This window comes from Terrabacter sp. Soil810, assembly GCF_001429645.1.
Classification (GTDB): Bacteria; Actinomycetota; Actinomycetes; order Actinomycetales; family Dermatophilaceae; genus Terrabacter.
On sequence record NZ_LMSW01000011.1, the window covers coordinates 1,152,700 to 1,172,897 of the forward strand.

Annotated in this window: 21 protein-coding genes and 1 pseudogene; 5 read left to right on the forward strand and 17 right to left on the reverse strand. The window is 71.1% G+C overall.

The window, feature by feature from the left end:
- The first annotated feature begins 417 nt into the window (after positions 1-417).
- On the forward strand, positions 418-819 hold the full coding sequence (locus tag ASG96_RS24210) for a hypothetical protein (protein ID WP_057587966.1): 402 nt from the start codon (positions 418-420) through the stop codon (positions 817-819).
- A gap of 36 nt (positions 820-855) precedes the next feature.
- Here ASG96_RS24210 and ASG96_RS24645 read toward each other — a convergent pair.
- The 11 genes and pseudogenes from ASG96_RS24645 to ASG96_RS22665 all read right to left on the reverse strand — a co-directional run.
- A pseudogene (locus tag ASG96_RS24645) lies at positions 856-1,434 on the reverse strand (hypothetical protein); the annotation flags it as partial.
- A gap of 497 nt (positions 1,435-1,931) precedes the next feature.
- Positions 1,932-2,429 carry a hemerythrin domain-containing protein gene (locus ASG96_RS11270; RefSeq protein ID WP_056758407.1) on the reverse strand — a complete coding sequence of 166 codons (498 nt, stop codon included), beginning with the start codon at positions 2,427-2,429 and terminating at the stop codon, positions 1,932-1,934.
- Between the two features lie 159 nt (positions 2,430-2,588).
- On the reverse strand, positions 2,589-3,278 hold the full coding sequence (locus ASG96_RS11275) for a glycosyltransferase family 2 protein (RefSeq protein WP_235509142.1): 690 nt from the start codon (positions 3,276-3,278) through the stop codon (positions 2,589-2,591).
- A 35-nt stretch (positions 3,279-3,313) separates the two neighbouring features.
- A complete protein-coding gene (locus ASG96_RS11280; RefSeq protein ID WP_057587968.1) occupies positions 3,314-4,663 on the reverse strand; it encodes a bifunctional PIG-L family deacetylase/class I SAM-dependent methyltransferase in 1,350 nt (449 codons plus the stop codon).
- Positions 4,660-5,724: an acyl-CoA/acyl-ACP dehydrogenase gene (locus ASG96_RS11285; protein WP_056758401.1), complete on the reverse strand. Its 1,065-nt coding sequence runs from the start codon at positions 5,722-5,724 to the stop codon at positions 4,660-4,662. The genes ASG96_RS11280 and ASG96_RS11285 overlap by 4 nt, the downstream gene beginning before the upstream one ends.
- Positions 5,725-6,085: 361 nt before the next feature.
- A complete protein-coding gene (locus tag ASG96_RS11290) occupies positions 6,086-6,415 on the reverse strand; it encodes a hypothetical protein (RefSeq protein WP_057587969.1) in 330 nt (109 codons plus the stop codon).
- 161 nt (positions 6,416-6,576) lie between these two features.
- On the reverse strand, positions 6,577-7,128 hold the full coding sequence (locus ASG96_RS11295) for an ABC transporter substrate-binding protein (protein ID WP_200962674.1): 552 nt from the start codon (positions 7,126-7,128) through the stop codon (positions 6,577-6,579).
- Between the two features lie 216 nt (positions 7,129-7,344).
- A complete protein-coding gene (locus ASG96_RS11300; RefSeq protein WP_056758395.1) occupies positions 7,345-7,650 on the reverse strand; it encodes a phosphatase RsbU N-terminal domain-containing protein in 306 nt (101 codons plus the stop codon).
- Complete coding sequence (locus tag ASG96_RS11305) at positions 7,647-8,033, reverse strand: STAS domain-containing protein (protein ID WP_056758933.1); 387 nt, start codon at positions 8,031-8,033, stop codon at positions 7,647-7,649. The genes ASG96_RS11300 and ASG96_RS11305 overlap by 4 nt, the downstream gene beginning before the upstream one ends.
- Before the next feature lie 26 nt (positions 8,034-8,059).
- Complete coding sequence (locus ASG96_RS11310) at positions 8,060-8,974, reverse strand: STAS domain-containing protein (RefSeq protein WP_235506686.1); 915 nt, start codon at positions 8,972-8,974, stop codon at positions 8,060-8,062.
- Entirely contained in the window at positions 8,967-10,049 is a 1,083-nt protein-coding gene (locus ASG96_RS22665) for a sigma-70 family RNA polymerase sigma factor (RefSeq protein WP_082588767.1), read from the reverse strand. The genes ASG96_RS11310 and ASG96_RS22665 overlap by 8 nt, the downstream gene beginning before the upstream one ends.
- A 268-nt stretch (positions 10,050-10,317) precedes the next feature.
- On the opposite strand from ASG96_RS22665, the gene serA reads away from it, so the two are divergent.
- Positions 10,318-11,517 (forward strand): phosphoglycerate dehydrogenase, encoded by a 1,200-nt coding sequence (gene serA / locus ASG96_RS11320; RefSeq protein WP_056758393.1) that lies wholly within the window; start codon positions 10,318-10,320, stop codon positions 11,515-11,517.
- Between the two features lie 22 nt (positions 11,518-11,539).
- On the opposite strand, the gene ASG96_RS11325 is transcribed toward serA, so the two are convergent.
- Entirely contained in the window at positions 11,540-12,772 is a 1,233-nt protein-coding gene (locus ASG96_RS11325; RefSeq protein WP_056758390.1) for a helix-turn-helix domain-containing protein, read from the reverse strand.
- 85 nt (positions 12,773-12,857) lie between these two features.
- Here ASG96_RS11325 and ASG96_RS11330 point away from each other — a divergent pair, with 85 nt between their 5' ends.
- Both ASG96_RS11330 and ASG96_RS11335 read left to right on the forward strand, forming a co-directional pair.
- The gene (locus ASG96_RS11330) at positions 12,858-13,988 is read left to right on the forward strand and encodes a ferredoxin reductase (protein ID WP_057587970.1); all 1,131 of its coding nucleotides are present in this window, start codon (positions 12,858-12,860) and stop codon (positions 13,986-13,988) included.
- Between the two features lie 57 nt (positions 13,989-14,045).
- On the forward strand, positions 14,046-15,209 hold the full coding sequence (locus tag ASG96_RS11335; protein WP_057587971.1) for an acyl-CoA desaturase: 1,164 nt from the start codon (positions 14,046-14,048) through the stop codon (positions 15,207-15,209).
- Between the two features lie 254 nt (positions 15,210-15,463).
- Here the strand turns inward: ASG96_RS11335 and ASG96_RS11340 are convergent, their stop codons facing one another.
- From ASG96_RS11340 to ASG96_RS11355, 4 genes are all read right to left on the reverse strand, one after another.
- A complete protein-coding gene (locus ASG96_RS11340; RefSeq protein WP_057587972.1) occupies positions 15,464-16,078 on the reverse strand; it encodes a maleylpyruvate isomerase N-terminal domain-containing protein in 615 nt (204 codons plus the stop codon).
- A 52-nt stretch (positions 16,079-16,130) separates the two neighbouring features.
- A complete protein-coding gene (locus ASG96_RS11345) occupies positions 16,131-16,628 on the reverse strand; it encodes a pyridoxamine 5'-phosphate oxidase family protein (RefSeq protein ID WP_057587973.1) in 498 nt (165 codons plus the stop codon).
- A gap of 106 nt (positions 16,629-16,734) precedes the next feature.
- Complete coding sequence (locus tag ASG96_RS11350) at positions 16,735-17,814, reverse strand: acyl-CoA desaturase (RefSeq protein WP_157610795.1); 1,080 nt, start codon at positions 17,812-17,814, stop codon at positions 16,735-16,737.
- A 215-nt stretch (positions 17,815-18,029) separates the two neighbouring features.
- A complete protein-coding gene (locus ASG96_RS11355; protein ID WP_200962675.1) occupies positions 18,030-18,773 on the reverse strand; it encodes a GAF and ANTAR domain-containing protein in 744 nt (247 codons plus the stop codon).
- Positions 18,774-19,051: 278 nt separating this feature from the next.
- Between ASG96_RS11355 and ASG96_RS11360 the strand changes: the two genes are divergently transcribed.
- Positions 19,052-19,663, forward strand: a complete 612-nt coding sequence (locus ASG96_RS11360) for an STAS domain-containing protein (protein ID WP_057587975.1) — start codon at positions 19,052-19,054, stop codon at positions 19,661-19,663.
- Positions 19,664-19,690: 27 nt separating this feature from the next.
- Here the strand turns inward: ASG96_RS11360 and ASG96_RS11365 are convergent, their stop codons facing one another.
- Entirely contained in the window at positions 19,691-20,101 is a 411-nt protein-coding gene (locus ASG96_RS11365; protein ID WP_056758368.1) for a hypothetical protein, read from the reverse strand.
- Positions 20,102-20,198: the final 97 nt, after the last annotated feature.

Genomic DNA, 20,198 nt, shown 5'->3' on the forward strand with positions numbered 1-20,198 from the left:
CGGTCGGGTCCATCAGCGTGTCAGCTCAGGAACGGTCCACGAGCACCGTCATCGGTGACGTCTCACGGCCCGGTGGCGGGGCGGTCGGTCCGCGTGGCGTGCACCGGGGACTCAGCGCAGTGGGAGCAGCAGAACACGATTCCGCCCTTCTCCACCCCATGGCCCAGGACGCGGCACCCGCAGTGTCCGCAGGCGGGCGCCCAGTCGGTGACCGCGCACTCCAGGCTGTCGTAGGTCCGGGAGCGGTCGCCCCGGGTGATCGTGAAGCTGCGGTCGTAGTCGTTGCCGCACAGGTCGCACACGCCCATGGTGTCCACTCCTTCGTGAGCCGGTGTCTCTCTCGGCCGGTACCCCCACCCGGACGCTTCGAAACGCGCACTCAGCCTGACGGGCCGTCGTTGCGAGACCTTCCAGGACGTGGCGCTGACAGACGCGAAGACGACGATCACCGGGAGCGCGAACCTGCGTCCCCGCCATGGTCGTCTCGGTGAGCCGCTGGTCATGCGCCGGGCGCGTCAGGAGGCGGAGCTCAGCTCGTTCGGGATACCGGTGTGCGCCACACCGGCGATGTGCTCGTGCAGGCCCGCCACGATGCGTCGCAGGCATCGGGACACGTGCATCTGGCTCACCCCACGCAGCTCGCCGATCTCGCGTTTCAGTCAGGCCGTCGACGTAACGCAGGAGCAGCAGCTCGCGGTCGTCGTCGTCCAGCACGGTGAGGGCGCCGGCGAGGTCGGCTCGGTCCTCCGCGCGCTCGAGCTCGCCGTCCGGGCGCGAGAGAACGGTGGCGAGGCTCGGACGGTCGTCGTCCACCGGTGAGCAGTCGATCGACAGCGGGCGGAACGCGGTCGTCGCACGTGCAACCTCTCGCAGCTCGTCGACCGACGCGTCGACGGCCGCGGCGAGATCGTCCTCCGACGGGGTTGCACCCAGTCCCTGCTCGAGCTCCTCGCGCACCACCGCAGGCGGGCTGGCCGTCGTAGCGGCCGGCCGTCGTCGTGCACAGGTCGAGGTAGGGGGTGACGATCTGCGCGACGACGCTCTCACGCTCGGAGTCGTCGCGTGCGCTGAAGAGGCGGTCGAAGAGGACGGATGTCTGCACGTCGCGTTCGGTGACGACACGTCGCGGGCGGTTAGTCGGCTACGCCATGACTCATCTCCCCTGGGACGGGATGACGGAGTCGGCGCTGTGTTGGACCGCTCTGACCCTTGAACCGTGCCACTACTAGCGCGGGCTACAACACACCCAGCGCGCGGGGCGTTGAGCCCGATGGCATGCAGGCTGACGCCGCGTCGGGCTGCCCGGTCGTCCGTCGTCGAGAAGCCAGGCGAGGCGTTTGTGCCCGCCGGGAGCGGGTATGCGCACGACGTGATCGCCGATGACTCCCAGTCCCTCACACAGCTCACCGTCCGGGAGCTGGTAGCCGAGCTCACACGGGTCGAGGACCGGCTGCGCGAGGACGCACACCACGCTGGTCCGCGGCCCCTTCCCGGCCAGGTGAGCCGTGAGGCGGCCTTGCGTCGGCGTGAGCGGGTGCTACTGGCCGAGCTGGCCGCCCGCCGGCAGCGCCAGAGCTCCGAGGAGTCTTTGGCGTAACCAGCCGTGTGAGAAGTCCCGGCGACGCGTTCGGCGGCCGCGTGTGGACGATGCCGGCGAGACGCGGGTGCGGGAGAGCGAGGCCCGCGCCGGAGTGATGTGTGGGTCTCGCCTCCTGGCGCCGCCCGGTCCGCAGCGGAGGGGCGTCAGGCGGAATGGCTGCAGCTCGAGCAGGTGCAGTCCCCGCAGGCGCACGTGTCACAGGTACAGCCGTCCGGGCAGTTCTCGCAGTCGCACGGGCTCTGCGGCTCCGTCTCGATGGGGACGGCAGGGATCTGGCCACTCATGGCGGTCTCCTTCGGAGATGTCGTGATCGTGTCGTGGACGGCGCCCGTCAGGAGATGACCGCGTCCACAGCCTTCTTCATCGCGCTCGGCTGCTCGGGCCGACGTGGCGCCGCCTTCTTCGCCTCGAGCAGCTCCTCGCCGAGCCCCTGCAGCTGCTTGCGACCGAGCCCCTCGCGCACCTTGGGGAACCAGTCCTGCTCCTCCTCGGACATGTGGTGCTCGACGTTCTCGATCAGCACGGTCGTCTTGGCGTCGAAGCGCTCGTCGGTGGCGTCCATCGCGGCGAGCTCCATGCAGAGCACGTCGGCGACGTGGTGCTCCTCGTAGGACTCGAGCACGTCGTCCTCGAGGTCGGGCAGCAGCTCGCGGACCCGCGGGTACATGACCTCGTTCTCGATGTACGTGTGCACGGTGAGCAGCTCGAGGATCGTGTCGACGATCTTCTGCTTCTGGACCGGAGTCTGGTCGGGCTTGCGGAAGGCGCGGAACTGCTGGCGCACCTCCTGGTGGTCCTGCTTGAGCAGCACGATGGCATCGGTGGACATAAGCACTCCTTCGAGTGGGGTCGTGGCAGCAGACGAGGGGGTCGCCCCTGGGGCGTCCACCTCTGTCGTACCCAGTGCGCCGACGCCCAACACTCGGGCCCCGTACGCCGAACCCTGACGTCATGGACCGGGGACGGTTCGGGTGTCACGTCGTGGCCGTCACCCGGTGAGCGACTCCTGCTCGGACAAGGCCCCGAGGTAGTCGGCAAACCCTCCGGCTGTGCGCCCTCGCGTCCGACCGGAGGTGCGCACGTGGACCGCCGAAGAGGCGAGGCAGGCAGCACCGGACCTCCGAATCCGCTCGACGAGACGGACGTCCTCGTGGACGGCGACCGGCTCGAAGCCGCCGCAGTCGACGTACGCCGACAGGCGGACCCCCAGGTTGGCGCCGTGGACGTGCGGGTGCCCGTCACGCAGGTGGTGCAGCCGCCACCACCGGGCGAGGGTCGCCGAGTCCAGGGCGTCGTCGGGCTCCACGGTGCCGATCACGAGATCCACGCCGACGTCGGCGAGCACGACCTGGCGCACGAGCCAGTCACTCGGCACCACGCAGTCCGCGTCCGTGCTGGCCAGCCAGAGACGGTCGAGCTCCGACGCCGGCTCGCCGGCCGTCGCGACGACGACCCCGTGCGCGCGGGCGGCACCCACCGAGCGCCGCTCGATCTCGCTCAGGGCGACCTGTGGAAACTGTTCGGCCACTCGACGCGAGCCGTCGACGCAGGCATCGAGCACGACGGTGACGCTGGCGTGGATCTCTGGCCTGAACCGGCCGAGCTGCGTCACGGCGTCGGCGACGGAGCGCAGGGCCGCGGGGAGGAGCTCCTCCTCGTCGTTGGCGGGTATGACCACGTGTACGCGGCTCAGGGGCCGGGTCGCCGGGACCGTCACGACGCCCCCGCCCGGTGCGCCCCGGTGCGGGAGAACACGTCGAGCCGGAAGTCGTCCTCGACATGGGTGGCAACGCGGGGGACGTCCGACCACTCGCTCCAGTGCCTGTGCACGGCGGGACCGTCCATCGGCCACCCGCGTACGGGATGGCGCCAGTGGCAGAGCACGACGGCGCCGTCGTCCGTCAGGCACGACTCGACCCGGACGACGAGCCGCCTCAGCCTCGAGGGGCTCAGGAAGTAGCCGACCTCGGAGACCACCACGAGGTCGAACTGCCCGGCGGGCCAGTCCTCGGGGACGCTGCCCTGCACGACCTCCACGGCGACGAGGGAGCCGAGCGAGGAACGCGCCGCGTTCGTCGCCGCCCGGCTCTCGTCGATGACGACGAGGTGATCGACCCGTCCGGCCAGCTCGGCCGCCAGTGCGCCCACGGAGCCGCCGACCTCCAGCGCCCGGGAGTAACGCTCGCCGGGGAGGGAGGCGAGGGTCACGGCTCGCTTGCGCTTCTCGTACCAGCTCGTGCGCACCTTCCACGGGTCGGCCGACGACTCGTGCAGGTCGTCGAGGGCGTCGTCGGACGGTGCGTCGAGAGGGAGGAACACCTCGTAGGACCTGTCGAAGTGGGTGAGCATGTGAGCGTGCAGGACGGTCTCGTCACCCGGCCGGTCCGAGAGCGGCGCGACCTGGGTGCGGTGGAGGCTGACGGCCTCTCGCTTGAGGTCCTGCACGTCGGCAGGCACCGCGAGCGTCCGAAGCTGCGCCCACGGCGCGTCCGCGGGCTCGCACCAGTGCCAGAGCCAGACCGGGTACTCCCACAAGAGGGCATCGGTACGCCGGCACGCCACTCCCGCGGCCCGTCCGGTCGCGTCGTGGTCCGCGTGGCCGTCGTGCCGCCAGGGCGCGACGACGAGGGTGGCCTCACCGCGCTCACCGATGAGGTCGACGAGGTGGTCGACGACCTCTGTGGCGTGGTCGACCACGGCGCCGTCCGGCACGCCGAGGCGCACGAGGGTCCCCGACGGCGCAATCCGGGCCAGCGCAGCGCGGGACTCCTCGACCCGTTCGCGCGCGAGGGCCTCCCGAGCCGACGTGGGGGATTTGGGGTGGGATGCCTCCCCGTCCGTGACCAGGACGACCACGACGTCGAGACCGGCTCGGGCAGCCTGCGCCGTCAAGCCACCCGCGCCGAGCGTCTCGTCGTCGGGGTGAGCCGCGACGACGACGAGCCGACGAGCCGCGGTCGTCGCCAGCTGGACCGGCGCGACCTGCTCCCATTCCGGGCGTTCGCGCCACCTGGACTCGGCCGTGCCCGTTTCGGTGTGCGTGAACGTCGGGTGATCCGTCACCTCGCCCGCCCCGCGGGCTGCCCTTCGAGGACGTGACGGCCGAGCGCCGCCTCGTCGCGCTCGGCGTGCTCCTGACGGAGATAGAGCTCGAGGTCGGCCACCCGCTGGGCGTGGTCGTCCTCGAGGGCCAGCGGAGCCGGGCCGGTCGCGTGCCCGACTCTCAGCAGCACCGTCTCGGCGGCGCGCGAGACGACGTGCCGGACGCGCAGCGCCAAGGCTGATCCATCCGGCCCCGTGGCTCGCCCAGCGTCGACGCGTGCGGCCGCGTCGGCCAGCACGGCGCGGGCGGCCCAGAGGGACGCGTCGACGGCGCCGAGATGCATCTGCGCGATCTGGTCGGGCTCCCTGCCCGGGCGCATGAGCCGGCGCGCGACGCCGACCGCGCCGCCGTACCAGATCGCGGCGACGCCCATGGCGCCGTAGGCGAACCCGCTCCGCTCGAGATACCAACCCCTCGGGCCCACGGGAGCTGCCTCGGCCCCGTCGAAGACCACGGGTCCGCTCGGCACAGACGCGAGACCCCGTGCGAACCAGGAGGCGGGCTGGACCGTCACGGAGTTCCCGGAGCCGAGCCGGACGGCATACAACCGTCGTGTCGATTCGCCATCCCAAGCGGTGACGAGCGCATGCGAGAGCGAGCCCGCCAGCGAGCACCACGGCTTCGTCCCGGTCAGCTCGACCGGGCTGTCGTCGCCGCGCGCCTCGAGACGCATGCCTGGTCCCTCTGCAGCGAAGACGCCCCACGTCGCGTCCTCGGTCCCGGCCATGGGGACCTGGTGCCCGGCCCGGCGGGCCTCCGCGAGGATCGCCAGGGCGTCGAGGTGGGGCTCGATGGCGCGAGCGGCAGTCAGGCTGACCGCGGCGACAGAGGCCAATGACTCCCAGAGCGCCGGCGTGGAGCCCGTTCCAGGAAGCGGGAACGCCTCGGGACGGTCACGGACGAGCCGAAGCGCCGCACCTGGGTCGCGGACATCCTCGAACCCGGCCGTGGGCCCGTCGTGGTGCCACTCGATGGGCGAGCCGGATCCCGTGTCGTCGGAGAGCCGGACGGACCCGGTCACCGGGCGGTCCGCTGAGTGGGTGCGGGAGGATGGGAGGTCGGTCGGCTCACGAGCTGCACATACCCACCCGGCGACGGGCCGCGGTGGCCGCTGAGGCGGTCAGCGCTCCGTTCGCGAACCGGGACGAGGATCGCCGGTGATGATGCGGTCCTCGAGGCGTTGCATGACGAGCATCAGGGCGAAGCCGACGATGGGAGCGGCGAGTGTCAGAACGATCATGGTGGTCTTCCAGAGGTGATGGCGGTGTCGCACTCCCCGGCCCGACCAGAGAGCGTGTCGTCCCCGAGGTCTGTGACGTACCCGTCGGGGGAGGGCGGCGACACGTCGACGGGTGCACCCCGCGCCGTGCAGTACTCGAGCGTCAGCCGGCTTCGCGCGCGTCGCGGCACAGTCCCGCCCACCAGCCGATCGACCGTGCGGCCTCCCAGTCGTCGAGGCCGACGGCGACGAGCCCCGGGTAGACGCCAGTGTCGTCCGCCCGGAAGCGCCGCTCGGCCATCGGCTCGTGCTCCAGACCCAGAAAGGCGATGCGGACTCCGTGCTGCTCGTCGACCGCCGTCACGGTGCCGGGGTGGTTCTCCTGCAGGCCGCGACCGGCGTCCCGGTCGACGTCGACGGAGGCCGTCGGGTCGGCTCGTCCGACGTAGAGGACGTGCGTGCCGACGGGGTCTGAGGCGGTGAGGGGGCGCATGGTTCTCCTGGGTCGGTCGGTCTGTCCCGAGATGGTGTCGTCCGTGTCGTCCGTGTCGTCAGCGGCTGGCCGCGCGGACGGCGCCGGTCGTGTGGGACCGGCGCCGTCCGCACCCGGGTGAGATCAGGCCCGGGGGTGTGCAGCGGGGCAAGCCTCTGCGGTCAGAGGCCGAGGAGTCGGTTGAGCAGGGTGGCCAGCCCGTTGATGCCGTTGCCGTCGAGCAGGCCCGCGACGGCGCAGAGCAGGTTGCCGAGCAGGTTGCCGGCGCCGGACTGCGCGGTGATGTTCAGGACCACCTGGTTGAGGTCGATGACCAGGCCCAGGACGTCGAGGTGCAGCGGCCCGAGCACGAGGTTGAGGATGTCGCACGAGCCCGCTGTGGTCGCGCTCGCCACCGTGGTGGTGACGGTCTGGCTGACCGGGATGACCGTCCCCGTCAGGGTGGTCAGGGTGCCGGTGACGAGACCGGTGACGGCGAGCTGGCCGTTCTGGTTCGTGAACGAGGTCGGCGTGAAGGAACCGGCGAACGTGCCGACGCCGGCGATGACCTGGTTGATCGTCGAGGAGGCGGTGGTCCGGGGGGTGCTGGCTGCCTGGGCGGCCGAGGGAGCGGCGGACGGGGCAGCCGACGCGGCAGCGGCGGGCATCAGGCCCAGGGCTGCGGTCGTGGCGAGGGTGACTCCGGTGGCGCACAGCTTGGTGGTGAGCTTCATGGGGTGACTCCTTGATCGGTGTGAGGGCGGCTTCGTGGGCCGTCGGTCACCCCTGAAGAGGCCGTCGGCCCATCCGGATGACGCGGGAGTCGACAGCACGTGCTCGGGTCCTCCCGCACCGTGCAGCCCGTGCGAGCACGGCGGAGCACCGCGCCCCGAACGGATGTGCGACATGCCCGCGTCATGCGCGGACGCCCAAGGCGTCCGTGCCCGCGCTCAGGGATCGAGCACGCTGCGGTGGGTCATGTCGTACGCCGCCAGGACCTCCAGCAGCAGCTCGCCGGCGCCGTCGACGACACCGATCAGGTCGTCGGCCCCCGTCGCCCGCAGGACCTCGAGGCACACGTCGTGGTGGATGCGGCAGACGTCGAGCAGGCTGACGCCCGCCGTGAACGCTCGGCGGCCCAGCTCGTAGGCAGACTCGCGGACGACCTCGTCACGGCGGGGGAGGAAGCGGCGCAAGGTCATGCGGTAGTCCTGCGTCAGGTCGTCGAGGACGGTGCGGCCGGTGGGGCCGGTCACGGCGTGGATCCGGGTCGGGCGTCCCGTTCGGTCGAGTCGGTGCCAGCCCCGGGGTGGGCGGCGAGCAGGGCCAGCCCCTCCTCGAGGTCGAGCGCGGTCGGGACCTGGCCGGTGCCCATGCCGAGGCGGACCATCGTGAAGGCCACCTCGGGCTGGATGCCGACCAGGACCGTCAGGGCCCCGCGCAGGCGCGCCATCTCGGCGATGCGCCGCAGCGTCAGCGCCGCGAACGAGTCGATGACGTCCAGGGCGGCGACGTCGATGATGACGCCACGTGACCGGTGCTCGCCGATCTGGTGGATGAGGTCGTGCTCGAACCGGACCAGCTCGGAGTCGTCGAGGGCAGTGTGCACCGATGCGATCAGGGTCGATCCCTGTCGCATGATGGACACCAGAGCCGGTCCGCCGTTCACGAGCTGGTGCTGCCCTCCTTCCGGGTCACGGTGTAGCCGAGGAGACGTTCGGCCTCTTCCAGGCCGCCCTGCAGGTCGCCGATCGTGTTCATCTTGCTCAGGTCGACGCCGATCGTCACGAGCGTCTGGGCGATCTTGGGGGATAGTCCAGTGATGATGACGCTCGCGCCCATGAGGCGTGACGCGTCGACCGTCTGCACGAGGTGGTTCGCCACGGCCTCGTCGACGTCCGGTGAGCCGGTGATGTCGATGACGACGACCTTGGCGCGGTGCTTGCGGATGCCGGACAACAGCTGCTCGGTGAGCTGACGTGCGCGCTCGCTGTCCAGCACGCCGATGATCGGCAGGATGAGGAGACGCTCGCGCACCGGGAGGACAGGGGTCGACAGCTCGCGGATCGCGTCCTGCTGCTGGCGGATGATGCGCTCGCGCTCGTCGACGAAGCTGACGGCGACCGTGTTCGCGATGCGGTTGGCGGCAGGCTCGTACGCGTCGAGCACCTCGTTGAGTCTCGAGAAGTCGCGCTGGTACTTCTCGAAGAGCGACCGGGCCAGCACGTCCCGGAGGAGCAGCACGATCCCGACGACCTCGTGCGTCTCGACCCCGCGCGGGATGATGCGCTCCGAGAGGTCGCGCGCGTAGTGCTGGAGCGCCTCGACGTTGCCGGTCTCGAGGACCTCGACGTAGTTGTCGTAGACCGACGTGGTCTCCGCGGCCATCTCCTGAGGGGTCATGGCGGTCAGCAGGTGGGCCTGCTGGATGCGCTGGGACCACTCCTCCTGCAGTCGGGTCCGGTGCTCGCGCAGATGGGCCACCAGCTGCGACAGCAGGTGCTCGCCACCGCCATGGTCCGCCCAGTGGCTCTCGTGCAGGGCCCGCGTCTGCGGGTGCTCCTCCGGTCGCTCATCCATCGTGGGTCCTCTCCCATTTGGTCATGGTCACTGTGGTGCCGTGGCCCGGCTCGCTCGCGATCGCGAACTCGTCCATCAGCCGGCGGACCCCGGGCAGTCCAAGTCCCAGCCCGCCGTACGTGCTGAAACCGTCGTCGAGGGCACGGTCGATGTCGGGGATGCCCGGTCCGCCGTCACGGGCCACGACCTGGATCCCACGGCGGGGGACCTCGAGCAGCTCGACCACGACCTCACCCGTCCCGGCGAAGCGCACGATGTTGCGGCACACCTCGGACACGGCCGTGGCGATGACCGTCAGGTCGGTGGCCGCGAAGTCCAGACGGGACGCGAGCTCACGGGCGGCCCGCCGCGCCGACACGATGTCGGGATCCGCCGTGACGGGTATGCGGAGACGGTCGTCCCGCTGCTGCCCGCGTTCGAGGAGCGGCTCGCTCAACCGAGCACACAGCTCGCACTCGAGGAGGTGCTGGGCCGCGCGCACCTCACGCTGCCGCCGCTGGTCACCGCCACTGAGGGCGATGAGCACCGCGCGGCACTGGTCGGTCGGCAGCTCCGCCTGCTCAGCTGCGAGTACGTACTCGACCCGCAGGCGGGCGCGGGTGCGGTTCAGCTGGGCAGCCACGGCACCGGCGGTACTGCCGGCCCGGGCAGCGAGGGTGTGGGTGTCGGTGCCGCTGACCTCGTGCTCGAGCAGGGTTCGACGTTCCCGCTCGCCCAGCCGGGCCAGAGCCGTGGCCATCGCCGACTGCTCCTCGTCGAGGACGACCTGCGAGTCCGGGAGGTCGGGGGTGCTGAGGTCGACGACCCGGTGCTGGTTGCGCCGCCGGCGGTCGGCGTCGCGCCACATGGAGGCCACCACGTTGCGGGCCGTCACGATGGCGTAGGGCTCGAGCATGCCCGGCTCGATGGTGGCCGAGGCGGCAAGGACGCGGGTCAGCGTCTCCTGGACGAGGTCCTCCGCGGAGGGGTGCGAGCCGACGCGGGCATGGACGATCCGACGGACCATGGGAAGCAGGTCCGCCACGTCCTCGGCGCTGTGCCCGGGGGGACCCCCGGCGCGCTCGGTCGCGCTCACGGCGTCAACGTACCCAAGTGACCCCGATCCCCAGCCCCGTGCGGCGACCCGCTGCCGCGACCCGTCGCCGCGACCCGTGGTCTCGGCCCGGAGGGGGACCTGAGGTCACTGGAGCAGGCATCGGTCCGACCACCTCGTGGGTGGTTTGGCGGCGAGCCGAACCCGCATGGCAGCATCAGGTCGGTCGATCCCGGTGGACGTGTCTCACGAGGCGCTGGCCACCCACCCGCTCGCATGACAACGTCCTGTCCCGGACAAGGAGGCGCACGTGAAGGTGCTGCTGCTGGAGAACGTGCACCCCGTCGCCGTCGAGGCCTTTCGACGCAACGGTCACGACGTCGAGGTCCGGTCGGGGTCCCTGACCGAGGGTGATCTCGTGGACGCCCTGGTCGGCGTGTCCCTGCTGGGGATCCGGTCCAACACCAAGGTGACGCAGCGCGTCCTCGACGCAGCCGACGACCTGCTGGCGGTCGGCTGCTTCTGCATCGGCACCAACCAGGTCGACCTGACGGCGGCGGCCGCGCACGGTGTGCCGGTGTTCAACGCTCCCTTCTCGAACACGAGGAGTGTCGTCGAGCTGGTGCTGGGCGAGATGCTGGCCCTGGCCCGCCGGCTGCCCGAGAAGACCCAGCGGATGCACGACGGGATCTGGGACAAGTCCGCCCGCGGCAGCCACGAGACTCGGGGTCAGACCCTCGGGATCGTCGGGTACGGCAACATCGGCACCCAGCTGTCCAACGTCGCCGAGGCCATCGGGCTCCACGTCGTCTTCTACGACACCGCGGACCGGCTGGCGCACGGCAACGCCCGGAGGCTCGGATCGCTGGAGGAGCTGCTCGGGGAGGCCGACATCGTCAGCCTCCACGTCGACGGTCGACCCGGCAACGCCGGCCTCTTCGGCGACGACCAGTTCTCCCTGATGAAGCCCGGTTCGGTCTTCATCAACGCCTCCCGGGGCATGGTGGTGGACGACCAGGCACTGCGCGCGCACATCCTCTCCGGACACCTCTCCGGCGCGGCCATAGACGTGTTCCCCAGCGAGCCCAAGGCCCAGGGCGACCCGTTCGAGTCGCCGCTGCGCGGCCTGGACAACGTCATCCTGACCCCGCACGTCGGAGGCTCGACCCAGGAGGCCCAGGAGGAGATCGGGGCGTTCGTCGCGGCCAAGCTGCTCGGCTTCGTGCAGACGGGCGTCACGCCGCTGTCCGTGAACCTGCCCGAGGTGTCGGCTCCGCCGGCCGAGAGCGGCTTCCGGGCCGGCTACCTCCACCACAACGTGCGTGGAGTCCTGGCCTCCATCAACCAGACGCTCTCCGCGGCGGGTGCGAACATCACCGGCCAGTCGCTGTCGACGCGTGGCGAGCTCGGCTACGTCATCACCGACACGGACGTGGCGCTGTCGGAGGAGACCCTGGACCGTCTGCGCCAGCTGGAGGAGACCGTCTGGCTGCGGACCTGGGCGACCTGACGAGAGACGTCGCCCGTCCTCGTCAGGGGTGCGGTTGAGCGGCCGACAGGGCGACCACGAGCTCGCGCACCACGGCCGGGTCGAGCAGGCGATCGCCGTAGAGCTCGCGCACCTGGCCCATGCGGTAGCGCACCGTCTGGGCATGGACGTGCAGCTCTGCGGCGACGGCGTCGCGACGTCCCTGGTGCAGCAGCCACGACAGGAGGGTCTCGGTGAGGCGGTCCCGGGTGCCCGGGGGCAGGTCGGCGAGCGGAGCCAGGGCGTGGGCTCGCAGGTCGGCGAGCGCGTCGGGGTCGGCCGTGAGCACGAGGTCGGCCAGGTGCTGCTCGGTGTCGACCGGGGCGCCGGCGCGCGACGGCCGGGCCAGCCTCGCCGTGCGCGCGGCACGGTCGTACGACGACCGCGCGTCGTCCCAGGGGCGCGGGGGACCGACGACGGCATGGCGTCCGGCGAGCACGCGCAGCAGGTGGACCCGACCCGGCCCGTCGGCGTCGGGCACGAGCAGCAGCGTCGGGGGATGGTCGGGGTCGGCGTCCTCGGTGCCCGGCAGGTCCTCGCCGACCTGGAGGGTGTCGGCCCCGAGGGAGGCCAGGGCGCGCCGTCCCTGGGCGGCCGGCAGGAGCACGGCCGTCAGCGTGGTCGGGGCAGGCCATTCCGCCCGGGCTGCGGCCGCGGTCAGGACGTCGACGCCGGCCCGCGCGAGCAGGTGCTGACCCAGGCGCTCGCGATAGCGGTCACGCACCCGTCCGCTCGTGGTCAGCTCGTCGGTGTGACCGGCGACGCTCGCGGCCGACAGCTCGTCGATGTAGGCGAAGAGCAGCTCGGCGAACTTCGCCATCGTCGACGCCGGGAGCCCGGCCTCGTCGGCGGCCCGGGCGAGCTCGCGCCACGACACCCGGGCACCGACACGGTATGCCGCGAGCAGGCTGTCCATCGAACGCCCACCTCGTGCCTCGCCGCGTCCGAGGGCGTAGGCCCCCTCCCGGGTCGGGCCGAGCGGGGTGCTCGCGTCGACGTCGCGTCCTCCGCCCGCGAGCTTGAGGAAGCCGGCGATGGCCATCTGGACGGCGCGCTGGATCGTGTCGCCGGCGGACCCGCCGAGGGCTCCGCGGTAGTCGGGGACCTCGTCGACGACCGCCGTGACCGTCGTCGACGCGATGGCGGGCAGTCGCTCCCGGAGGACCCGGAGCACCGCGTGGTCCAGCTGCAGGTCGGCCGCGCCCCGGACCGTGGGGCTGCTGGCCTGTGACGCCATGGCTGTTTCCTCCGAACAAGAGTTCCCGAAGACTTCACGCCCTACGGTCAGGATCTTACCCTTGCCACTCAGTCATGCTGGGGGCATGAGCCTGACCGCACCCTCGACTCGAGCCACCCGACCGTCCCTGCGACGACGGTTCCTCCAGCTCGCCGAGCGTGCGACCTCACCGCTGCTGCCCGCCGACTACCTCGACCTGTTCGACCCGCTGCGCCCCGGCGCCGACCTGCGCGGGCGCATCGTGGCCGTCCACCCCGAGACGGCGGACGCGGCCACCATCGTGATCCGCCCCGGCGCCGACTGGGCGGGCCACGTGCCGGGTCAGTACGTCCGCATCGGCGTCGACGTCAACGGCATACGCCAGTGGCGGGCGTACTCCCTCACCCACGGCCCGCGCGCCGACGGCAACATCTCCATCACCGTCAAGGCCGTGCCGGACGGGCTCGTCAGTACCCACCTCGTGCGCGAGTCGCAGCCTGGGACGCTCGTGCACCTCGAGCAGGCCCAGGGCGAGTTCGTGCTGCCCACCGACGGCGGGAAGCTCCTCTTCGTCACCGCGGGGTCGGGCGTCACCCCGGTCATCGGCATGCTCCGCAACCTCTACCCCGTCGCTGACGACGGTGTGGTGCGCCTGGCCCGCTCGACGGCATACGACATCGTCGTCGTCCACGTGGCCCCGAGCGAGCCCCACTCGATCTTCATCGACAACCTCCGCGCCCTCGACGAGGCCGGCCTGATCCGACTGGTCGCCCGCTACGACGACGAGCACGGGGTCCTCGACGTCGCCGACCTCGACACCCTCGTGCCGGACCTGCACGAGCGAAAGACCCTCGCGTGCGGTCCGGGCGGACTGCTCGACGCGCTCCAGCGCCACCACGACGAGCGTGGGCTCGACCTGCTCACCGAGCAGTTCCGGGTCACGACGCTCGTCGTCGGCGAGGGCGGCACCGTCGACTTCACCGGCTCCGGCACGACGGTCGACGCCGACGGCGGGACCCCCATCCTCGACGCCGCCGAGGCCGCCGGCGTCCTCATGCCGTCCGGGTGCCGCATGGGCATCTGCTTCGGCTGTGTCCTGCCCCTGCGCGAGGGCGCCGTGCGCGACCTGCGCACCGGCGCCGTCACGACCGCGACGCCCGGCGAGACCGAGGGCCAGGGCGTCCCGATCCAGACCTGCATCTCCGCAGCCGCCGGCGCCTGCGTCATCGACCACTGACCCAGCCCCACAGACCAGACCCACAGACCTCCAGACCCCCTGACCAGAGGAGTCACCATGACCGTCCTGCAGAAGAAGGCCCACAACCCGATCGGGCACCTCACGCCCGAGGACATCGAGCAGCTCGGCGTCGAGCTCGACGCGATCCGCCAGTCGGTGATCGACACACGCGGAGCCGACGACGCCGCCTACATCCGCAAGGTCATCGCCACCCAGCGCAAGCTCGAGCTCGGCTCCCGCGCCGTCCTGCTCGTGTCGATGTTCCCGCCTGCCTGGCTCGTCGGCACGGCCGGCCTGGCGGTCGCCAAGATCATCGAGAACATGGAGATCGGGCACAACGTCATGCACGGCCAGTGGGACTGGATGCGTGACCCCAAGATCCACTCGACGACGTGGGAGTGGGACAACGCCAGCCCCTCGGAGCAGTGGAAGCACTCGCACAACGAGCTGCACCACACCTACACGAACGTCATCGGCAAGGACAACGACCTCGGCTACGGCATCATGCGCGTCGACGAGGACCAGCGGTGGGTCCCGCTTTACGCCGCGCAGCCGCTGTGGAACTTCGTCAACGCGTGCTTCTTCGAGTACGGCATCGCCGCCTACGACCTCGAGCTCGGCAAGAACCTCGCGACCAAGGAGCGCCGCCAGGACCCCGACTTCCGGGCGCGCGCCAAGGTCACGCTGAAGAAGATCCGCAACCAGATGACGAAGGACTACGTCATCCACCCGCTCCTGTCGGGCCCGTCGTTCCTCAACACCCTGGCCGCCAACGCCACGGCCAACCTCATCCGCAACCTCTGGACCCACTCGGTCATCATGTGCGGCCACTTCCCCGAGGGCGTCGAGACCTTCGAGCGCAAGTCGATCGTGGGGGAGACCCGCGGTGAGTGGTACGTGCGCCAGATGCTCGGCTCGGCCAACATCAGCGGCAGCAAGGCCATGCACTTCATGACCGGCAACCTCAGCTTCCAGATCGAGCACCACCTCTTCCCCGACCTGCCGAGCAACCGCTACCAGCAGATCGCGCCGCAGGTGCAGGACCTCTTCCGGAGGTACGGCCTCACGTACACGACGGGCTCGCTCCCGCGTCAGGTCGCCTCGGCGTGGAAGAAGGTCATCCGGCTGTCGCTGCCCAACGACTTCCTGGGCCGGGGCCGGGGCGCTTCCGTCACCGACCTGCCCGCGTCGGAGCCCGCTCGGGAGCACGTCGCCGCCTGAGGCCGGTCACGTCTCGCGAGGTCATCGCTTCCGACTCGAAAAATCGTGTCATGAAAGCGCACCCCGATCGTCTACTGGGTGTCGGGTCGCCCACGGGCGGCCCGGAACAGCCCGGGTGTTCGTGGAGGGGCGCCCATGGCTGGCCCGTCGGGGACGGGCAGCACCGAACAGAGCCCCCGCTCGCCCACCTGAGCGGGGGCTCTGTGCTGCCCGCCCGAGCTGCGTCCGGCGCCGGCTCCCGCGGCACCGCCGTCTCACCGGCGGACGGTCGGGTCCCAGCGCCAGGTCTCGAGGCGCGGGCGGTCCGGAAGGGCGGCGCGACCGCAGCACCAGAGCAGCACCTGCGCCGGGTCACCAGCGGGTGCGTCGGGGAAGAGGCGCGTCACCACGGGCGCGCTGAGGTCGGGCGGTGGTGCCCAGTCCAGGCCGAGGCCGCTCGTGATGTCGTGGGTGTGGACGAGCACCTCGACGACGCCCATGGCGGCGAAGCCCTCCGCGTCGGCCATGCCGGCGGGGTGCCACGCGCGGACTCCGACCGGCGCGGCGCCGCACGCGAGGCGCAGGAGCTCCGTACACGTCACGACCGACCGGACGAGCCCGTCCGGGGTGGCCGACGGCTCGACGGTCACCTCCATCGGGAGGTAGGAGTCGACCGGTCGCGCCACGACCTGCACGGCATACGAGAAGAGGACGTCCGCGACGTGGCCGGCAGTGTGGCTGCACGACCAGTCGAGGTCGCCCGCCCGCGGGCTCCAGTCGTGGTCGGCGGCCGCTTCGAGGACACGCCGGCACTCGGCGGCTACGGGCGTGAGGAGGTCGGTGATCGGGCGCGGGTCGGTGAGCGCGCCGGGCGTCGTCACGGTGGTCATGGCAGGACGGTGCCACCGGATCCGGACGGTCCCCGACCGGGATGACGGGGAGTCACCCTCGTTCCCGGCGCTCGCGCTCCCGGACCAGCTCCTCGACCGCGCTCGGCAGCGTCGTCTCGAAGTCGATCAGCTTGGCCCAGGTCGGCGTGACGACGATCCGGACCATCCCGTCGTAGAGCGAGCGCACCTCCGCCTCCCACTCGACCCGCTGCTCCGGCGTCATCGTGTAGCTGCCGTTCATCTCGAGGTACTCCGCGGGGATGCCCTCGACGACGTCCAGCTCGGCGCGGCCGCGGATGAGCAGGATCGTCGGCGGGTGCACCTCGGTGTCGATCGTGAGTGCGACCGCCGGGGCCCGGCGCAGGGACGGGAGCTTCGGAGCGTTCGTGCTGGTGCACATGACCAGCTCGGTGCCGTTCCAGGTGAAGGCGATCGGGATGGTGCGCGGCGTGCCGTCCTTGGCGACGTAGGCCAGGCGGGCCACGTCTCGGGCCAGCAGCTCCTGGCTGCCCGGCCGGTTCAGGACCTCGGTGATCTCGTTCGGGTGCACGGTCGTCCTCCTGGGCGCGGGGCCTCCGGAGTGGACGCCCGTCACCCGGGGGACGGAGCCGCCTCGCGCGTCTCGACATCGGGCCGGCCGGGATCTCGCCCGTCCGTCAGCGAGCGTCCGTCACGGTCACCGCTCGTCGACTCGCGACGAGAGGGCACAGGAACGGGTCGTTCTGCCCGAGGCCGACGGAGTTCAGATGCGCGATGACGCTGCCGTATGCCGTCCAGAGCGTCGTCTGCGTGTAGCGGACGCCCTCGGCCGCGCAGTAGGCGACGACGAGCGGCTGCACCCGGCGCAGGTCGGGGCGGGCCATCGAGGGGAAGAGGTGGTGCTCGGTCTGGTGGTTCAGCCCACCGAGGAGCACGGACATCCACCGCCCGCCACTGATGTTGCGGCTCATGAGCACCTGGCGGTTGAGGAAGTCGAGCTTGAGCCCCGGCGCGACGAGAGGCATGCCGATGTGGTTCGGCGCGAACGAGAGGCCCATGTAGAGGCCGAACAGAGCGAGCTGGACAGCGAGGACGGCGACCACCTTCGCCGGTGACATGACGAGCAGCAGCAGCACCGGCAGGCCCGCGAGACGGATCGTCAGGAAGGCCAGCTCCAGCCACCGGCGGTCGACCCGACGACGGCCGGCGACCCGGTGGATGCCCTGCCAGTGCAGTGACAGTCCTTCGAGCAGCAGCAACGGGAAGAAGTACCAGCCCTGGTGAGCCACGAGCCAGCGCACCAGTGGACGGTGGGAGCGGTGCGCCTGTTCGGGGGTGAAGGCGAGGACGCCCGACGCGATGTCGGGGTCGGAGCCGACCTTGTTGGGGTTGCCGTGGTGGCGGGTGTGCTTGCTCTGCCACCAGCCGTAGCTGATGCCCACGAGCAGGTTGGCCACGATGAGGCTGACCCAGTCGTTCATGCGGCCGGAACGGAACATCTGGCGGTGGGCCGCGTCGTGGCCGAGGAAGGCGATCTGGGTCATCAGCACCGCGAGCACCGCTGCGGGCGCGATCTGCCACCAGCTGTCCCCGATCCACACGACGGTGAGAACCCATGCAGCCATCGCCACGACGGCGCCGATGAGCCTGGACCAGTAGTAGGCATACCGTCGACGCATCAGCCCGAGGTCGTGCACCTGACGGGTGAGCGCGGTGAACGAGCTTCCGGTCGTCTGGTCATGGTAGGTGCTGCTCACGGCGATCGATCTCCTTGTGTCACTGCGGTTCCCGTGGACACCGATCGTTCACGGCGAGAACGACACAGGCTTCACGGGCAGGTGAGGAGTGACCGGCTCGGAGACGGCGGTGCCGGACGACGCGCGCGGTCACGTTCACGGGAGGGACGCGACCGGGGTCCAGGGACTCGCCTACCAGCCCGACTATACGCGTGCGGAGACGCCGGACCGTCGGGTCACGGACCCGGGGGGTCCGCCCGGGTCAGGTCGGGGAAGCGAGCGGGATCGGACACGACCCCTCGAGCCAGCTCGCTCAGCCTGTGGTTGTTGGCGCGGGCGTAGTTGCGCAGCATCGTGAACGCCTGGTCCACGTCGATGTTCATGCTCCGGGCCAGGGCGCCCTTGGCCTGCTCGATGCTGACCCGGCTGACCAGGGCGGCCTGGAGCTGTTCGGTCAGCACCTCCCCGGCGCGGATCGTGCGCTCCTGCAGGATGCCGATGGTCGCGACGTCGGCGAGGGCCTGCACGATCGTGGCCTCCGGCTCGTCGAGACTGCGCGGTGCCGCGGAGCACACGTTGAGAGCCCCGATGACCTTCTGGCGGTGCCGGAGGGGGAAGGCGTGCGCCGACCGCAGTCCAAGACGGACGGCTCGCTCGGCGAAGGACGGCCACCGAGTGCGCGCCTCGGCCGTGTCGAGGTCGAGAGCGTACGTGGGGACCCCGAGGCGGTAGCACTCGAGGCAGGGACCCTCCTGGCTCTGCAGCTCGAAGAGCTCGAGCAGGTTGACCGACTCCGGTGAGGCCGCGACGAACTGGAGCTGCCCCCGAGGGTCCGCGAGCACGAGACCGCCCGCTGACGAGGCGCTGAGCTGTGCGGCGCGCTCGGCGAGCAGGCCGAGGAACTCGATGACGTCGAAGTCGTCGACGAGCGTGTCGGCGATCTCGACGAAGACCTCGGCCAGCTGCTCGTTCTCCACCATCGCCGTCGGCTCCCGTCGTCCCGTGCCGGGTGCTGGAGCGGGCAGACCTGACGTGCCCGCCGGCGTGGAGTCGCACGGCCACCCGGTCTGACGACCATTGTCACCGGGACGAACGCGTCGCGGGGGAGCCGCGGAGCCCGAGTTCGGTACGCAGCCTGCGCTCGTCAGGGCGACGGTCGGTTGGTCAGGGTGCTGGCCCGGTGTCGGAGGACGTCTTCCTGGATCGTGTCCGGGTCCCGGTTCGGGGCCTCACCCCGGGCGTATGAGGACGGGTCGGCGTGGCGACCACGGGGCTCCCCGCGACGATGCGCGGGCTGTGGGCCAAGGACGGGTTCGAGTTCGGGGTGGCTGCCGCCTGCTTCCTCGGTGCCCTGCTCCTGGGACCGATCCGCGGCATCCTCATCGCCTTCGTCCTCGCCCTCGTCAACCTCACCCGACGCGCGGCGAACCCCGCCGTCGACGTGCTCGGCACGACCGAGGACCCGGACCAGGCCCTTCCCGTGCTGGGCGACGCCACCGAGAGCGAGCCCGGGGTCATCGTCGTGCGCTTCTCCGCGCCGATCTTCTTCGCCAACGTCGGCCTGCTGCGGGATCGCGTGCACGCCGTCGTCGAAGCGGCACAGGTTGCCCCGTCGGGCGCGTCCGACGGGGCGGGCGCGCCCGCCGTCCGACACCTGGTGCTCGACATGGATGGCGTCACCGACATCGACGTGACCGGTGCCGACGGACTCGAGCAGCTCAGGTCCTGGCTCCAGGGCCGTGGCACACAGGTGCACTACAGCCGTGTCCGCCCGGCTGTCGCGGACCGTCTGCACCACTTCGGGCTCGACGAACGGTCGGCGATGTTCGGCACGAACCGCGCGGCGCTCGAGGAGCTCAGGTCCCGCTGAGGGGCGGTTCGTGGACGACCAGGTCGGTCAGAGCTCGGCGAACTCGGCGGTGCACAGCGCCCAGATGATGAGGCCGTTCAGGGCGAGCAGCACGATCGACCAGAACGGGTAGAGCGGCAGCGAGGCGAAGTTGAGCACCATCGCGATCGAGACCGGGACGAGGGCGAGGATGCGACCGATGGGCCGCTCGGCGAGGATCAGCCCGCCGATGACGACGAGGACGACGCCCCAGACGAGGTGGATCCAGCCCCAGGCCGTCGTATCGAAGGCGAGGATGTACTTCGGCGTGTTGACGTAGAGCGTGTTGTCGAAGAGGGCGGACAGGCCCCGGAGGAACTCGAGGACCCCGGAGATGAGCAACAGGGTCCCGACGAACAGCACCGTCCCGTACTTCCAACCGTGCGGTCGCGTCGGCGTACTGATGGGCGAGCTGGTCATGCGTCCTCCCGTGTCTGGCGATGCCCCATGGTCCGACGAGCGCAGAGCGGTGGTCGTCACCCTGACGGCATGAGATCGCGGATCGGCCCGCTCGTGC

What these genes read in the sequence shown, in the direction of transcription:
- ASG96_RS11270 (WP_056758407.1), bottom strand. Translation starts at nt 2,429, where the DNA reads ATGTCCACCGATGCCATCGTGCTGCTCAAGCAGGACCACCAGGAGGTG.
- ASG96_RS11290 (WP_057587969.1), bottom strand. Translation starts at nt 6,415, where the DNA reads ATGCGCCCCCTCACCGCCTCAGACCCCGTCGGCACGCACGTCCTCTAC.
- ASG96_RS11295 (WP_200962674.1), bottom strand. Translation starts at nt 7,128, where the DNA reads ATGAAGCTCACCACCAAGCTGTGCGCCACCGGAGTCACCCTCGCCACG.
- ASG96_RS11305 (WP_056758933.1), bottom strand. Translation starts at nt 8,033, where the DNA reads ATGCGACAGGGATCGACCCTGATCGCATCGGTGCACACTGCCCTCGAC.
- ASG96_RS11310 (WP_235506686.1), bottom strand. Translation starts at nt 8,974, where the DNA reads ATGGATGAGCGACCGGAGGAGCACCCGCAGACGCGGGCCCTGCACGAG.
- ASG96_RS11325 (WP_056758390.1), bottom strand. Translation starts at nt 12,772, where the DNA reads ATGGCGTCACAGGCCAGCAGCCCCACGGTCCGGGGCGCGGCCGACCTG.
- ASG96_RS11330 (WP_057587970.1), top strand. Translation starts at nt 12,858, where the DNA reads ATGAGCCTGACCGCACCCTCGACTCGAGCCACCCGACCGTCCCTGCGA.
- ASG96_RS11335 (WP_057587971.1), top strand. Translation starts at nt 14,046, where the DNA reads ATGACCGTCCTGCAGAAGAAGGCCCACAACCCGATCGGGCACCTCACG.
- ASG96_RS11340 (WP_057587972.1), bottom strand. Translation starts at nt 16,078, where the DNA reads ATGACCACCGTGACGACGCCCGGCGCGCTCACCGACCCGCGCCCGATC.
- ASG96_RS11355 (WP_200962675.1), bottom strand. Translation starts at nt 18,773, where the DNA reads ATGGTGGAGAACGAGCAGCTGGCCGAGGTCTTCGTCGAGATCGCCGAC.
- ASG96_RS11365 (WP_056758368.1), bottom strand. Translation starts at nt 20,101, where the DNA reads ATGACCAGCTCGCCCATCAGTACGCCGACGCGACCGCACGGTTGGAAG.